Raw genomic sequence first — 14,319 nt, forward strand, 5'->3', positions numbered from 1 at the left:
GATCAGTGACCCATGCCCAATCCGCCGTCGACGGGAATGACGGCTCCAGTGATGTACGCGGCCTCGTCCGACCCGAGGAACCGCACGGTGGAGGCGACCTCGGCGGGCGCCGCGTAGCGGCCCAGCGGCACGCCCGAGACGATCTCCGCGCGGCGCTCGTCACTGAGCACGGCGGTCATGTCGGTGTCGACGAAGCCGGGGGCGACCACGTTGACGGTGATGTTGCGCGGGCCGAGCTCGCGCGCCAGCGACCGGGCGAAACCGACCAGGCCGGCCTTGGAGGCGGCGTAGTTGGCCTGGCCCGGGGAGCCGGACAGGCCCACCACGGACGAGATGAGCACGACACGGCCCTTCTTGGCACGCATCATCAGCTTGGACGCGCGCTTGACCACCCGGAAGGTGCCGGTCAGGTTGGTGTCCACGACGGAGGTGAAGTCCTCCTCCGACATGCGCAGCAGCAGGGTGTCGTTGGTGATCCCCGCGTTGGCGACCAGCACCTCGACCGCGCCGTGCTTCTGCTCGATCTCGGTGAAGGCGGCGTCGACCTGCGCGGCGTCCGTGATGTCGCAGCGGACCGCGAGGACGTCGTACTTGGCCAGCGCCTCGGGCACCTCACCCGAGCGGCTGGTGATGGCCACCTTGTCGCCCGCCTCGGCGAAGGCCTGGGCGATCGCGAGGCCGATGCCCCGGTTTCCTCCGGTGACGAGAACCGAGCGGCTCAACGATCCACCTCTCTCCGTGTGTGAGCGCGTACGTCGGAATGCGCACGCAATGTGACGCTATCGGGCGGTCGGCGGCGGCGGCGCATCGGTCTCCCACAGCGCGACCCCGGCGGATCTGTCGCAATCCGACAATCCGCACCCGCCCGCGCCGCCCCGGCGACGGACATCGCCCAGGCCCGGGCGCTGCCCGGATCGGGGCGACTGTACGGGAACAACACGGGCGGGCGCACCCGTTGCCCCCGTGGTGCGGGCCGGCCCGGGACCTGCCGTACCGATCCCCGACCATCCCGGTGAGCGACGAAGGCAGAGCGGATGACCAAGGCACGGCCCGGGAGCACCCACCGACGCGGACGACTGCTGGCCCTCACCGCCTTGGCGGCCGGCCTGGGGGCGGCCGCCTGGTCTCTGCGCGACCTCCCGGCGGCGTTCGGGCGGCGGCCGGACGGCGAGCGCGAGGAGCGGGTGCGCAACTCCCCGCAGTACCGCGACGGCGTCTTCCACAACGCGCCCTCCGCGCTCGCCCGCACCGCCGGCGCCCCCGGCTTCGACGGCGCCACCGCCCGCCGGATGCTGTTCGAGCGGGCCGGCCGTGTCCCCTCGCGTCCGGTTCCGACGGTCCGCCCCGCCGTCCCGGCCGGGCCGGCCGCCGAGGGCGTGGAGGTCACCTGGTACGGGCACGCCTCCGCGCTGGTGGAGATCGAGGGCTTCCGGGTGCTGTTCGACCCGATCTGGAGCGACCGCTGCTCCCCCGCCGCGCACGTCGGCCCCAAGCGGCTGCACCCGGTGCCGGTCGAGCTGGAGGAGCTGCCGCAGGTCGACGCGGTGCTGATCTCGCACGACCACTACGACCACCTGGACATGGCGACGGTCAAGCGCCTGGTGCGCAGCCAGTCCGCGCCGTTCGCGGTGCCGCTCGGCATCGGCGCCCACCTGCGCCGCTGGGGCGTCCCCGAGCACCGGATCATCGAACTGGACTGGGACGAGACCTGCACCCTGGGCGATCTGGTGCTCACCCTCACCGCGGCGCACCACTTCTCCGGCCGCGGGCTGACCCGCAACACCACCCTGTGGGGTTCCTGGGTGGTCGCCGGCCCGAACCGCAAGGTCTTCTACACCGGCGACTCCGGCTACTTCGAGGGCTACGCCCGGATCGGCGCGCAGCACGGCCCGTTCGACGCCGCGCTGGTCCAGATCGGCGCCTACGACGCGGCCTGGGCGGACATCCACATGACCCCGGAGGACGCCGTCCTCGCGCACCGGGACCTGGCCGCCGGCCTGCTGGTGCCCGTCCACTGGTGCACCTTCAACCTGGGCCTGCACCCGTGGTCCGAGCCGGTCGAGCGGCTGGTGAAGGCCGCCAAGGAGCAGGCCGTCCCGCTGGCCGTCCCGCGGCCCGGCGAGCGGGTCGACGTCGACAACCCGCCGGAGCTGGACGGCTGGTGGGAGAACGTCGGCTGACGGCCCGCACCCACCGGCCGGGGGCACCGGCCCCGCTGGTCGGACGAGGCCGGCTGCCGGACGGCCCCACCGACCATCCGGGCACCACCGGCCGGACGGCCCCGCCGGTCGGACGGTGCCGGTTTCGGACGGCACCGTCCGAAACCGCGGCGCAGCGGCCGTAATGCGCTGGCCGGAAACCGGGTGGACGGGAAATGATGCGGTGCGGGCGCCCCTGTGGCGCCGCACCGCCACCCTCCGCGACCTGGGAGCCCGATTGCCTCCGATCCCTCCGGCCGATCGCTCCGGCGCCCCGCACGGGCGCGCCGTCGATCCGCTGTTCCTCGCCCTGCCGCTGCGGCCCCTCGCCGACGCCGCCCTCACCCGGGCCCGCGGACTGGGCGTGAGCCACGCCGACTTCCGGCTGGAGCGGATCCGCAGCGCCTCCTGGCGGCTGCGTGACGCGCGTCCCGCCGGCACCTCCGACAGCGTGCAGCTCGGTTACGCCGTCCGGGTGCTGCTGGACGGCGCCTGGGGCTTCGCCGCCGGTGTCGACCTGACCCCCGACGCGGCGGCCCGGGTCGCCGAGCAGGCCGTCGCGGTGGCCCGCCTGTCCGGCGGGATCAGCCGGGCGGCCGGCACCGCCGAGCGGGTCGAGCTGGCCGACGAGCCGGTGTACCGCGACGTCACCTGGGTCTCCGCGTACGAGGTCAATCCCTTCGAGGTGCCGGACGCCGAGAAGACGGCGCTGCTCGCCGAGCGCAGTTCCCGGCTGCTGGCGGCCGAGGGCGTCTCGCACGTCCAGGCGGCCCTGCGCACCGTCCAGGAGAACAAGTTCTACGCGGACACCGCCGGAACGGTGACGACCCAGCAGCGGATCCGGGTGTACTCGGACCTGGAGGCCACCTCGGTCGACGAGCGCACCGGCGCCTTCGACTCGATGCAGACGCTCGCCCCGCCGGTCGGCCGCGGCTACGAGTACGTCACGGGCACCGGCTGGGACTGGGACGCCGAGCTCGCAAAACTGCCCGTCCTGCTGGGCGAGAAGATGCGGGCCCCGAGCGTCGAGGCGGGCCGCTACGACCTGGTCGTCGACCCGACCAACCTCTGGCTGACCATCCACGAGTCGATCGGCCACGCCACCGAGCTGGACCGCGCGCTCGGGTACGAGGCCGCCTACGCCGGCACCTCCTTCGCCACCTTCGACCAGCTCGGCTCGCTGAAGTACGGCTCCGAGCTGATGCACGTCACCGGCGACCGCACCGCCGAGCACGGCCTGTCCACCATCGGCTACGACGACGAGGGCGTGGCCACCCAGTCCTGGGACCTGGTCAAGGACGGCGTCCTGGTCGGCTACCAGCTGGACCGCGGCATCGCCAGGCTGAAGGGCTTCGAGCGCTCCAACGGCTGCGCGTTCGCCGACTCCCCTTCGCACGTCCCGGTGCAGCGGATGGCCAACGTGTCGCTGCAGCCCGCCGCCGACGGCCCGGACACCGAGGGCCTGTTCGCCCAGGTCGAGAACGGCCTCTACATCGTCGGCGACCGTTCGTGGTCGATCGACCAGCAGAGGTACAACTTCCAGTTCACCGGGCAGCGCGCCTACGCGATCAAGGACGGCGAGCTCGCCGGCCAGGTCAAGGACTTCGCCTACCAGGCCACCACCACCGACTTCTGGGGCTCGATGGCGGCGGTCGGCGGCCCGCAGACCTACCTCCTCGGCGGTGCCTTCAACTGCGGCAAGGCGCAGCCCGGTCAGATCGCGGCGGTCAGCCACGGCTGCCCGTCGGCGCTGTTCCGCAACGTCAACGTGCTCAACACCCAGCAGGAGGCGGGTCACTGATGACCGCGAAGCAGCCCCACGAACTCGTCGAGCTGGCGCTCGGCCTCTCCCGCGCCGACGGCTGCGTGGTGATCGCCGACGAGGAGTCCACCGCCAACCTGCGCTGGGCCGGCAACGCGCTGACCACCAACGGCGTCACCCGCGGCCGCCGCCTCACCGTGATCGCCACCGTGGCGGGCGCCGAGGGCACCGCCTCCGGCGTGGTCTCCCGCGAGGCCGTCACCGCGGAGGAGGTGGAGGGCCTGGTGCGGGCCGCCGAGGAGGCCGCCCGCGCGGCCGGACCGGCCGAGGACGCCCAGCCGCTGATCGCCGACCAGCCCTCCTCGCCGGACTTCACGGAGCCGCCGGCGCTCACCTCCATCGAGGTGTTCGACGCCTTCGGCCCGGCCCTCGGCGAGGCCTTCGCCCGCGCCGCCGCCCAGGGCGAACTGCTGTACGGCTTCGCCCGGCACGAGATGACCTCCAGCTACCTGGGCAGCTCCACCGGTCTGCGGCTGCGCCACGACCAGCCCACCGGCATGGTCGAGATCAACGCCAAGACCGCCGACCTCTCCGGCTCGGCCTGGGTGGGCGCCGCCACCCGGGACTTCGCCGACATCGACCTCACCGCCCTGCACACCGAGCTGACCAGGCGGCTCGGCTGGGGTGCCCGCAAGGTGGACCTGCCGGCCGGCCGGTACGAGACGCTGCTGCCGCCCTCGGCCGTCGCCGACCTGCTGGTCGTCCTCAACTGGAACGCCGGCGGCCGGGACGCCCAGGAGGGCCGGACGGTCTTCTCCAAGCCCGGCGGCGGCACCCGGCTCGGCGACAAGCTCAGCTCCCTGCCGCTGACGCTGCGCTCGGACCCGCGCGAGCCCGGCCTGGAGGCCGCGCCGTTCGTACTGACCCACTCCACCGGCGGGGACTTCTCGGTCTTCGACAACGGCCAGCCGATCGCCGCCACCGAGTGGATCCGCGACGGCGTGCTGAACGACCTGATCACCAGTCGCCACGCGGCCGCCCTCACCGGCCTGCCGCTGCGCCCGGCGATCGACAACCTGGTGCTGGAGACGGCCGACCAGGAGTCGGCGCCGACGCTGGACGAGATGATCGCCCGCACCGAGCGCGGCCTGCTGCTCACCTGCCTCTGGTACATCCGCGAGGTGGACCCGGCGACGCTGCTGCTCACCGGCCTCACCCGGGACGGCGTCTACCTGGTGGAGAACGGCGAGGTCGTCGGCGAGGTCAACAACTTCCGGTTCAACGAGTCCCCGGTGGACCTGCTGGACCGGATCACCGAGGTGGGCCGCACCGAACGCTGCCTGCCCCGCGAGTGGAGCGACGTCGTCACCCGCACCGCGATGCCACCCGTGCGTGTCACGGACTTCAACATGAGTTCGGTCAGCCAGGCCTCTTAGCCACTGACCTACGGGGGATACGAGAGACATGATGGACGAGAAGCGCCTGGTCAGGTCGAGCAAGATGCTGTCGCGCATCCTGCGGCACGAGCCCGGGCTGGTGGGGATCACGCTGGACGGGGCCGGCTGGGTCCGGGTCGACGAGCTGCTCACCGCACTCGCGGCCCGGGGCAGGCCGCTCACCCGGGCCGAGCTGGACCACGTCGTGGCGACCAACAACAAGCGCCGCTTCGGCTACTCGCCGGACGGTCTCTCGATCCGCGCCAACCAGGGCCACACGGTGGCGGTCGACCTCGGTCTGGCCGCCGCGGTTCCGCCGCCCGTGCTCTACCACGGCACCGCCGACCGGCACCTGGCGGCGATCTTCCACGAGGGGCTGCGCCCGATGGCCCGCCAGGACGTCCACCTCTCGGCGGACACCGAGACGGCGACCAGGGTCGGCGCCCGGCACGGCCGTCCGGTGGTGCTGACCGTGAACGCGGCGGCGATGACGGCGGCCGGCCACGAGTTCCGGCTCAGCGAGAACGGCGTCTGGCTCACCGACGCCGTGCCCCCGCAGTACCTCTCCCGGCGCTCGTAGCCGACCGGGCCGCGCCGCCTCGCCGGCGCCCCGACCGAAGGGCCTGTCCGCTCCGCCGGACAGGCCCTTCGCGTACCCGACCGGGTGGGTCCGGCCCACCCGGTCTCGTCGCCGCCCGTGCCCGGGCGTACCGTGAGGAGGCCGCGCGGCCAGGCGCGCGGGTGCGTGACGAGGGCGGTAGGACACATGGGTAAGAGCGCCGACGACGGGCAGGTCTTCCGGATCACCGGGGCGCGCAGCAGCCTCACCGAGGACGTCCGGGGACGCCAGCGCCGCTACGTCATCTCGATGCTGGTCCGTACGGCCTGCGTGCTGCTCGCCGTGGTGCTGTGGGACGTCCAGCGGATCCTGGCGTTCGCCGCGCTGGCGGGCGCCGTGCTGCTGCCGTACTTCGCGGTGCTGATCGCCAACGCGGGCCGGGAGCGGGCCCCTGGGCTGCCGAGCACCTTCGACATCCCGCTCGACACCCCGCTGATGCTCGGCCCCGGTGGGAGAGGTGGGACGGGTGGGATGGGTGGAGCAACTGCGAAGGCCGGTACAGGAGAGGCAAAGGCCGCTCCCACCGATCCTTCACAGGACGTGGACTGACCGTCCGTTTCATGCTGCTTCACCCCCGTCCGGCCCGGAGAAAGCTCAAAAGAAGCTCAGATTAATCATGCAAGACCTCCCCATCCACGGGTCTTCGCGTGACATACTGCGTACGCGCTCCGCATCCCCCGTCGGAGCGACGGACCGACGCCGGGCGGCTCCCCCCGTGGCTGCCCGGCGTCGCCATGCCCGGACGGATCCGCTCGGCCCGGGCGGGCGTGACAGACTGGCGGCGCAGACGTACCCGCCAATCGTTGAGGACGGCCCGATGGAAACCCCGCAGACGCCGATCTGCTCCGCCAAGGGCTGCCGGGCGGACGCCGGCTGGGTGCTGGTGTGGAACAACCCCAAGCTGCACACCCCGGACCGCCGCAAGACCTGGCTCGCCTGTGACGAGCACCGCGAGCACCTGTCCCAGTTCCTCGGGGTGCGCGGCTTCCTCAAGGAGGTCGTCGCCTTCGCCGAGTGGACCCCCGAGGCCTCCGAGAGCACCGCGAGCACCGAGGGTTCCGGGAAGCCGGCCTAGCCGCCGATCGCGGACATCGGCCGCTCGGGCTGGAGGAACTCCGGGTCGTCGATCCCGGCCCCGGCCTTCTTGCCCCACATCGCCGCCCGCCACAGCGCGGCCAGTTCGGCGTCGTCCGCGCCCGAGCGCAGCGCGGTGCGCAGGTCGGTCTCGCCGGTCGCGAACAGGCAGTTGCGCACCTGGCCGTCGGCGGTCAGCCGGGTTCGGTCGCAGGCCCGGCAGAACGGCCGGGTGACCGAGGCGATCACGCCCACCCGGCCCGGGCCGCCGTCCACCAGCCAGCGCTCGGCGGGTGCCGCGCCCCGGCGGGCGGACGGCTCGGGGGTGAGTGTGAAGCGGGCCCGCAGCAGGTCCAGGATCTCCGTCGCGGTGACCATCGACGCGCGGTCCCAGCCGTGCTGGGCGTCCAGTGGCATCTGCTCGATGAAGCGCAGCTCGTAGCCCCGCTCCAGGCACCAGGCCAGCAGGTCGGCCGCCTCGTGGTCGTTGACCCCGCGCATCAGCACCGCGTTGAGCTTCACCGGCGCCAGCCCGGCGGCCTCGGCGGCGGCCAGCCCGTCCAGCACGTCCTGGTGACGGTGCCGGCGGGTGAGGGTGTGGAACACCTCGGGGTCGAGGGTGTCCAGCGAGACGTTGACCCGGTCGAGGCCGGCCTCGCGCAGCGCCGTCGCGGTGCGGGCCAGCCCGATGCCGTTGGTGGTCAGCGAGAGTTCCGGGCGCGGCTTCAGCTCCGAGCAGGCGGCGACGACGGCGACCAGCCCGGGGCGCAGCAGCGGCTCGCCGCCGGTGAAGCGGACCTCGCGCACGCCCAGGTCGCGCACGGCGACGGTGACCAGCCGGACGATCTCCTCGTCGGTCAGCAGGTCCGGCTTGCCCAGCCACTGCAGGCCCTCCTCCGGCATGCAGTAGGTGCAGCGGAGGTTGCACCGGTCCGTGAGGGAGACCCGCAGGTCGACGGCCTGGCGTCCGAAGGTGTCGAGCAGCACGTGCGTCCTTCCCCGAGATGCGGCCGGCCCGGCCACCGTCACGGCGGGCCGGGCCAGCATAGTCATCGCGGGACGATCAGTGGGCGCCCAGCCCGGTCAGTGAGCGGACCTCCAGTTCAGCGTACTTCGCCGGATCGGGGCGTTCCGTGGACAGCAGCGTGCCGAGCCAGCCGGCCAGGAAGCCGACCGGGATGGAGACCAGGCCGGGGTTCTCGAGCGGGAACCAGTGGAAGTCGGAGTGCGGGAAGAGCGAGGTCTTCGCGCCGGAGACCACCGGGGAGAAGACCACCAGCACCACCGAGGTGACCAGGCCGGCGTAGACCGAGCTGACGGCGCCGACGGTGGTGAACCGCTTCCAGAACAGCGAGTAGAGCAGGGTGGGCAGGTTCGCCGAGGCGGCGACCGCGAAGGCCAGGGCGACGAGGGCGGCAGTGTTGAGCTTGTCCGCGAAGAGGCTGAGCACGATCGCCACCGCGCCGATCGCGACCGCGGCCCACTTCGCCGACAGCACCTCCTCCCGCTCGCTCGCCTTCCCGCGCCGGATCACGTTGGCGTAGAGGTCGTGGGCGAAGGAGGCCGAGGAGGCGAGCGTGAGCCCGGCGACGACGGCCAGGATGGTGGCGAAGGCGACGGCCGAGATCACCGCGAGGAGGATCGCGCCACCGGTGGTCCCGACGCCTCCGCCGAGCGCCTCGGCCAGTTGCGGGGCCGCGGTGTTGCCCGCCGCGTTGGCCGCCTTGATCGCCTTGGAGCCGACCAGCGCGGCCGCGCCGAAGCCGAGCGCCAGGGTCATCAGGTAGAAGACGCCGATGATGCCGATCGCCCAGAACACCGACTTCCGGGCCGCCTTGGCGGTGGGCACGGTGTAGAAGCGGACCAGGATGTGCGGCAGGCCGGCGGTGCCGAGCACCAGCGCGATGCCCAGGCTGATGAAGTCGAGCTTGGCGGTGCCGGTGCCGTACTTCTGCCCCGGTTGGAGGAAGGCCTCGCCCTTGCCGCTCGCGCTCGCCGCCGCGCCGAGCAGTTCGGAGGGGTTGAACTGGTACTTGGCCAGCACCAGGACGGTCATCAGCGCGGCGCCGGCGATCAGCAGCACCGCCTTGACGATCTGCACCCAGGTGGTGCCCTTCATCCCTCCTATCACCACATAGACGATCATCAGCGCGCCGACCCCGACGATGGTCCAGCGCTTGGCGGCACTCCCCTCGGCCCCCAGCAGCAGGGCCACCAGGGTGCCGGCGCCGACCATCTGGGCGAGCAGGTAGAAGATCGACACCACGATGGTGGAGACGCCCGCCGCGGTGCGCACCGGGCGCTGGCGCATCCGGAACGCGAGCACGTCCGCCATCGTGAAGCGGCCGGAGTTGCGCAGCGGTTCGGCGATCAGCAGCAGGGCGACCAGCCAGGCGACCAGGAAGCCGATCGAGTAGAGGAAGCCGTCGTAGCCGCTGAGCGCGATGGTCCCGGCGATGCCGAGGAAGGAGGCGGCGGACATGTAGTCGCCGGAGATGGCCAGGCCGTTCTGGAAGCCGGTGAAGCCGCGGCCGCCCGCGTAGAAGTCGGAGGCGCTCCTGGTCTGCCGCCCGGCCCAGACGGTGATGCCGAGGGTGGCCAGGACGAACACGCCGAACAGGGCCATCGTCAGGCCGCGGTGCTCGGTGGCGGAGCTGGCGAGCAGAGTCATTCGACGGACTCCCGGGGGGCGTGGACGACGGCGCCGTGCGCCTCGCGGATCGCCGCGGCGGCGGGGTCGATCCGCCGGTCCGCGTAGCGGGCGTACCAGGCGGCGATGGCGAAGGTGGTCGCGAACTGCAGCAGCCCGAGCACCAGGGCCACGTTGACGTGCCCGAGGACCTTGGTGCGCATCAGTCCCGGGGCGTAGCAGGAGAGCAGGACGTAGAGCAGGTACCAGAGCACGAAGCCGATGGTGACCGGGAAGGCAAAGCTCCGGAACGAGCGCCGCAGGGTGCGGAACTCCTCGCTTTCGTCGATGACTTGGGCTTCCGTGGCGGCGGTGGTGGTGAGCGGCGGCGAATCCACGCTGTCTCCTCACTCCTTCGGCGTATGTGTCACACGGGGGAACGGTCGAGCGTGAGGGGCGTCACAGGTCTGGTGCGCGCCGCGCAATGCTAGGAGCGTCCTGCCCACCCCGGAAGGGGTTGACCGCGATCAGTCGACCGTTCACCCCCTCGCACCATCCGATTGGCCGAAAAACAGCCCATCCCAGCGATGCCACACCCCTCCAGCCCCACCCGGAACACGGCACCGGCCCGTACCGCACCCCATACGGGGCGGCACGGGCCGGTGCCGGGAGGCCGAGGACTCAGAACGCGATCCGCACCTTCAGGGCCGAACGGTCGTCCATCGCGCGGTAGCCGTCCGGAACGCCGTCCAGGCCGACGGTGCGGTCGAAGACCAGCCCCGGCTCGATGGCGCCCGAGAGCACGTCCGGCAGCAGTTCGGGGATGTACGCGCGGGCCGGCGCGACTCCGCCGTTCAGCGAAACGTTTCGGCCGAACATCTGACCGATGTCGACGCCCGCGCTGCCACCGTGCGGCACCCCGACGTAGCCCACCGCGCCGCCGTCCCGGGCGATCGAGACGGCCGTCCGCATCGACTCCTCGGTACCGACCGCCTCCAGGACGGCGTGCGCGCCCTGACCGCCGGTCAGCTCCTTCACCGCCTCGACCGCGGCCTCGCCGCGCTCCGCCACCACGTCCGTCGCGCCGAAACGGCGGGCCAGCTCGGTACGGGCCGTGTGCCGGCCCAGCGCGATGATCCGGCCCGCGCCCAGCCGGTGCGCCGCCAGGACGCCGCACAGGCCCACCGCACCGTCGCCGACCACCGCGACCGTCGCGCCGGGGCGCACCCGCGCCGAGACCGCCGCGTGGTGCCCGGTCGACATCACGTCGGACAGCGCCAGCAGCCCGGGCAGCAGCTTCTCGTCGCCCGCCGCCTCCTTCGGCAGCTTCACCAGCGTCCCGTCCGCGAACGGCACCCGCACCGCCTCGCCCTGGCCGCCGTCCGAACCGACCTGCCCCCAGAACCCGCCGTGCGGGCAGGAGGTCTGGAGGCCTTCGAGACAGAAGTCACACGTCCCGTCCGACCAGACGAACGGCGCCACCACCAGGTCGCCCTTGGCGAAGCCGCGCACCTCGGCGCCGGCCTCCTCGACCACCCCGAGGAACTCGTGCCCGATCCGCTGCCCGGCCACCCGGTGCGCCACCCCGCGGTAGGCCCACAGATCGCTGCCGCAGATACAGGCGTTCACCACCCGGAGCACCACGTCCGTCGGGTGCTGGATCACCGGGTCCGGGACTTCCTCGATCCGGATGTCGTTGGGGCCGTGAATCACGGTGGCACGCATGCGCTGTTCCTTAGCTGAATGGTTTCGACCAGGTGTACGACATCCCCCGCGACCACTCTATTCCGGCCGGTCCATCGGATCATTCCGGCCGGAACCCCCGCCCGGCCCCTTATCCTGTTGGACCATGCAACCGATCCAGCCCGAGACGTACGGAGTGCCGCGGACCGCGCCGGTCCCCGCGCAGCGCTCCGCCGACCCCTCCCGGGGCTTCGCGGTCGTCGACGTCGAGACCACCGGTCTCGGCCGCTCCGACCGCGTCATCTCGGCGGGCGTCTACCAGCTGGACCCGGACGGCGACGTCGTCGACCACTGGTACACCCTGGTCAACCCCGGACGGGACCCGGGCCCGGTCTGGATCCACGGCCTCACCGCCGAACTGCTCGCGACCGCCCCGACCTTCCCGCAGATCGCCGACGAGTTCGCCGCGCGTCTGCGCAACCGCGTCCTGGTCGCGCACAACGCGCTCTTCGACTGGAACATGATCTCCCGCGAGTTCTCCCGGGCCGGCCTGCGCGCCCCGGTCGAGCAGCGGCTGTGCACCATGGTCCTCTCCCGCGACCTGCGGCTGCCGCTGCCCAACGGCAAGCTGTCCTCGCTCGCCGCCCACTTCGGCGTCCGGCAGCGCCACGCCCACAACGCCCTGGACGACGCCCGGGTGCTCGCCGAGGCCTTCCGCCCCAGTCTGCACCTCGCCCGTGACGGCGGCGTGCCGCTGCCGCTGCAGAACTGCGTCGCGGTCACCGACCTCGGCGAGGAGGAGCCCGCCAGCCCGGGCCGCGCCGGCTGGACCGGCGCCACGTACCGCCAGGCCAAGAAGCGCCCGCCCTGCCCGTACCCCAACCCGGGGCGCTGGGAGGACGGCAAGCCGCTGGTCCAGGGCATGCGGGTGGCCATCACCGGTGACACCGCCACCGACCGCGAGATCCTGGAGGACCGCGCGGTCGAGGCCGGACTGCACATCGCGACCTCCGTGAGCCGCCTCACCAGCCTGCTGGTCACCAACGAACCGGACGGCTGGAGCGGCAAGGCCCGCAAGGCCCGCGAGGTCGGCACCCCCGTCGTCGGCGAGGACGCCTTCCTCCAGCTGCTGCGCGAGGTCGCCCCGCACCCCGGTGCGTGAGCCGGTTGTGAGGTCGGCGTACCGTTCCCATGTGTACCGTTTTCTGCTGACCCGACAGTGGCTGATCACCATGCTGATCGCGCTGCTGCTGATCCCCGCGACGATCAAGCTGGGCTTCTGGCAGCTGCACCGCCACGAGGCGCGGGTGGCCCGGAACGAGCTGATCGGCCAGGCCCTCACGGCCGCGCCGGTCCCCTTCGACACCCTGTCGCCGACCCCCGGCTTCGCGGTCCCCAAGGACCTCACCTGGCGCGCGGCGACCGCCACCGGTCAGTACGACCCTGCACACGAGTTCGTGGTCCGCAAGCGGACCGACTCCAGCGGGACCATCGGCTACTTCGTCGTGACCCCGTTCCAGCTCGCCGACGGCAAGGGCACCGTCCTGGTCAACCGCGGCTGGGTCGCCTCCGGCGACGGGGCCACCGAGTACCCCCCCGTCCCGGCCGCCCCCGCCGGCGAGGTCTCCCTCACCGGCCGCCTGCGCGCCGAGGAGACGTACGGCGCCAGCGGCATCAAGGACCGCACCGGCCTGCCGGACCGCCAGTTCAACCTGATCAACACCGACGAGCAGGCCAAGCGGACCGGCGTCCCCCTCCTCGGCGGCTACCTCGAACTCACCGGCACCACCCCGGCCCCGGCCGACCAGCCCCAGCTGATCCCCGAGCCCAACCACTCCGACATCGGCCCGCACATGGCCTACGCGATCCAGTGGTGGCTGTTCACCGCGATGATCCCGGTCGGCGTCTGGGTCCTCGCCCGCCGCGAGGCCAAGGACCGCGCCAAGCAGGCCGCCGAAGCCGAGGTCCCGCTCGAGGCCGTCCCCGCCTAGAGCACGTCGTCCAGCTCCCGCAGCAACCGCGCCTTCGCCCGCGCCCCCACCACCGACCGCACCGGCTGCCCGCCCCGGAACACCATCAGCGTCGGCATCGACAGCACCCCGTACGCCGCCTGCGTCCGCGGGTTGCGGTCCACGTCCACGCTCACCACCCGCAACCGGTGCGCCTCCTCCCGCGCGATGTCCGCCAGCACCGGCGCCATCATCCGGCACGGCGGACACCAGTCCGCCGTGAAGTCCACCAGCACCGGTCCCTCGGCCGCCAGCACCTCCGCGGCGAACGTGTCGTCCGTCACCGCCGGCACACCCGTGATCTCCACCATCGTCTACTCCTTCACCAGTTCACAGAGAGGCGACTCCCGGACGGCGGCCAGCTCGTCCCGTGCCCGCACGGCCCGATCGAACTGCCCCGCCATCTGCGCCCGCACCTCCTGGAGCCGGGCGATGCACTCGTCCAGCTCCCCCAACTTCCGCCGGTACACCTCCAGAGAGGCCGGACACGAGTCCCCCTCCGGGTGCCCCGCCCGCAGACACTCCACGAACGGCCTGGTCTCCTCCAGCCCGAACCCGAAGTCCTGCAACATCCGGATCTCCCGCAGCAACCGCAGATCCCCCTCGTCGTACGCCCGGTACCCGTTGCCCGCCCGCCGGGCCGGCAACAACCCCAACTGCTCGTAGTACCGCAACGCCCGCGTGGTCGTCCCCGCCCGCTCCGCCAACTCCCCGATCCGCACGCCGAACCACTCCTCCCGCACTTCCGGCAACGACCGTAAACCTTCCCCCCGACGTCAACGCCAGCCCTGCCCCGGCTCCCGATCACCCTCACCCAGCCCCACGGGGCGGCGGCCTCCCCCACCCCGGGGCCGCCCCCGGCCCCAACCATCCCGAGAGCCCACCCCCCGAACCCCAACCCCCACCGGG

15 protein-coding genes are annotated in these 14,319 nt (G+C 72.6%); 8 read left to right on the forward strand and 7 right to left on the reverse strand.

Translation table 11 applies throughout. The features are described 5' to 3' along the window. Positions 1–2: 2 nt before the first annotated feature. Positions 3–722, reverse strand: a complete 720-nt coding sequence (gene fabG, locus ACGF13_RS23830) for a 3-oxoacyl-[acyl-carrier-protein] reductase (protein WP_392878259.1) — start codon at positions 720–722, stop codon at positions 3–5. A 312-nt stretch (positions 723–1,034) separates the two neighbouring features. Between fabG and ACGF13_RS23835 the strand changes: the two genes are divergently transcribed. From ACGF13_RS23835 to ACGF13_RS23860, 6 genes are all read left to right on the forward strand, one after another. Further along, the gene (locus tag ACGF13_RS23835) at positions 1,035–2,180 is read left to right on the forward strand and encodes an MBL fold metallo-hydrolase (RefSeq protein WP_392878261.1); all 1,146 of its coding nucleotides are present in this window, start codon (positions 1,035–1,037) and stop codon (positions 2,178–2,180) included. Positions 2,181–2,445: 265 nt separating this feature from the next. Beyond that, the gene (locus ACGF13_RS23840; RefSeq protein WP_392878828.1) at positions 2,446–3,999 is read left to right on the forward strand and encodes a TldD/PmbA family protein; all 1,554 of its coding nucleotides are present in this window, start codon (positions 2,446–2,448) and stop codon (positions 3,997–3,999) included. Continuing rightward, positions 3,999–5,396, forward strand: coding sequence for a metallopeptidase TldD-related protein (locus ACGF13_RS23845; protein WP_392878263.1), 1,398 nt, complete (start codon positions 3,999–4,001; stop codon positions 5,394–5,396). Before ACGF13_RS23840 ends, ACGF13_RS23845 begins: the two co-directional genes overlap by 1 nt. A gap of 31 nt (positions 5,397–5,427) precedes the next feature. Next, positions 5,428–5,976, forward strand: coding sequence for an RNA 2'-phosphotransferase (locus ACGF13_RS23850; RefSeq protein ID WP_392878830.1), 549 nt, complete (start codon positions 5,428–5,430; stop codon positions 5,974–5,976). Positions 5,977–6,162: 186 nt separating this feature from the next. After that, positions 6,163–6,564, forward strand: a complete 402-nt coding sequence (locus tag ACGF13_RS23855; RefSeq protein WP_392878265.1) for a DUF3099 domain-containing protein — start codon at positions 6,163–6,165, stop codon at positions 6,562–6,564. A gap of 268 nt (positions 6,565–6,832) precedes the next feature. Continuing rightward, positions 6,833–7,090, forward strand: coding sequence for a hypothetical protein (locus ACGF13_RS23860; RefSeq protein ID WP_392878267.1), 258 nt, complete (start codon positions 6,833–6,835; stop codon positions 7,088–7,090). Here the strand turns inward: ACGF13_RS23860 and moaA are convergent. From moaA to ACGF13_RS23880, 4 genes are all read right to left on the reverse strand, one after another. After that, entirely contained in the window at positions 7,087–8,076 is a 990-nt protein-coding gene (moaA, locus tag ACGF13_RS23865) for a GTP 3',8-cyclase MoaA (RefSeq protein WP_392878833.1), read from the reverse strand. The two genes, ACGF13_RS23860 and moaA, sit on opposite strands and share 4 nt — an antisense overlap. Before the next feature lie 76 nt (positions 8,077–8,152). Beyond that, positions 8,153–9,760: a cation acetate symporter gene (locus ACGF13_RS23870; protein WP_392878269.1), complete on the reverse strand. Its 1,608-nt coding sequence runs from the start codon at positions 9,758–9,760 to the stop codon at positions 8,153–8,155. Then, complete coding sequence (locus ACGF13_RS23875) at positions 9,757–10,116, reverse strand: DUF485 domain-containing protein (RefSeq protein WP_392878271.1); 360 nt, start codon at positions 10,114–10,116, stop codon at positions 9,757–9,759. Before ACGF13_RS23875 ends, ACGF13_RS23870 begins: the two co-directional genes overlap by 4 nt. Positions 10,117–10,399: 283 nt before the next feature. Continuing rightward, entirely contained in the window at positions 10,400–11,443 is a 1,044-nt protein-coding gene (locus tag ACGF13_RS23880; RefSeq protein ID WP_392878273.1) for a zinc-dependent alcohol dehydrogenase family protein, read from the reverse strand. A gap of 124 nt (positions 11,444–11,567) precedes the next feature. Here ACGF13_RS23880 and ACGF13_RS23885 point away from each other — a divergent pair, with 124 nt between their 5' ends. Further along, positions 11,568–12,563: a DEDDh family exonuclease gene (locus tag ACGF13_RS23885; protein ID WP_392878275.1), complete on the forward strand. Its 996-nt coding sequence runs from the start codon at positions 11,568–11,570 to the stop codon at positions 12,561–12,563. A 31-nt stretch (positions 12,564–12,594) separates the two neighbouring features. Then, positions 12,595–13,392: an SURF1 family protein gene (locus tag ACGF13_RS23890; protein ID WP_392878277.1), complete on the forward strand. Its 798-nt coding sequence runs from the start codon at positions 12,595–12,597 to the stop codon at positions 13,390–13,392. Here ACGF13_RS23890 and trxA read toward each other — a convergent pair. Next, entirely contained in the window at positions 13,389–13,721 is a 333-nt protein-coding gene (gene trxA, locus ACGF13_RS23895; RefSeq protein WP_392878278.1) for a thioredoxin, read from the reverse strand. The two genes, ACGF13_RS23890 and trxA, sit on opposite strands and share 4 nt — an antisense overlap. A gap of 3 nt (positions 13,722–13,724) precedes the next feature. After that, positions 13,725–14,132 (reverse strand): MerR family transcriptional regulator, encoded by a 408-nt coding sequence (locus tag ACGF13_RS23900; RefSeq protein WP_392878835.1) that lies wholly within the window; start codon positions 14,130–14,132, stop codon positions 13,725–13,727. Between the last annotated feature and the right edge of the window lie 187 nt (positions 14,133–14,319).

The organism is Kitasatospora sp. NPDC048286 (assembly GCF_043201735.1).
Lineage (GTDB): Bacteria > Actinomycetota > Actinomycetes > Streptomycetales > Streptomycetaceae > Kitasatospora.

What these genes read in the sequence shown, in the direction of transcription:
- ACGF13_RS23835 (WP_392878261.1), top strand. Translation starts at nt 1,035, where the DNA reads ATGACCAAGGCACGGCCCGGGAGCACCCACCGACGCGGACGACTGCTG.
- ACGF13_RS23845 (WP_392878263.1), top strand. Translation starts at nt 3,999, where the DNA reads ATGACCGCGAAGCAGCCCCACGAACTCGTCGAGCTGGCGCTCGGCCTC.
- ACGF13_RS23850 (WP_392878830.1), top strand. Translation starts at nt 5,428, where the DNA reads ATGGACGAGAAGCGCCTGGTCAGGTCGAGCAAGATGCTGTCGCGCATC.
- ACGF13_RS23855 (WP_392878265.1), top strand. Translation starts at nt 6,163, where the DNA reads ATGGGTAAGAGCGCCGACGACGGGCAGGTCTTCCGGATCACCGGGGCG.
- ACGF13_RS23860 (WP_392878267.1), top strand. Translation starts at nt 6,833, where the DNA reads ATGGAAACCCCGCAGACGCCGATCTGCTCCGCCAAGGGCTGCCGGGCG.
- ACGF13_RS23870 (WP_392878269.1), bottom strand. Translation starts at nt 9,760, where the DNA reads ATGACTCTGCTCGCCAGCTCCGCCACCGAGCACCGCGGCCTGACGATG.
- ACGF13_RS23880 (WP_392878273.1), bottom strand. Translation starts at nt 11,443, where the DNA reads ATGCGTGCCACCGTGATTCACGGCCCCAACGACATCCGGATCGAGGAA.
- ACGF13_RS23885 (WP_392878275.1), top strand. Translation starts at nt 11,568, where the DNA reads ATGCAACCGATCCAGCCCGAGACGTACGGAGTGCCGCGGACCGCGCCG.
- trxA (WP_392878278.1), bottom strand. Translation starts at nt 13,721, where the DNA reads ATGGTGGAGATCACGGGTGTGCCGGCGGTGACGGACGACACGTTCGCC.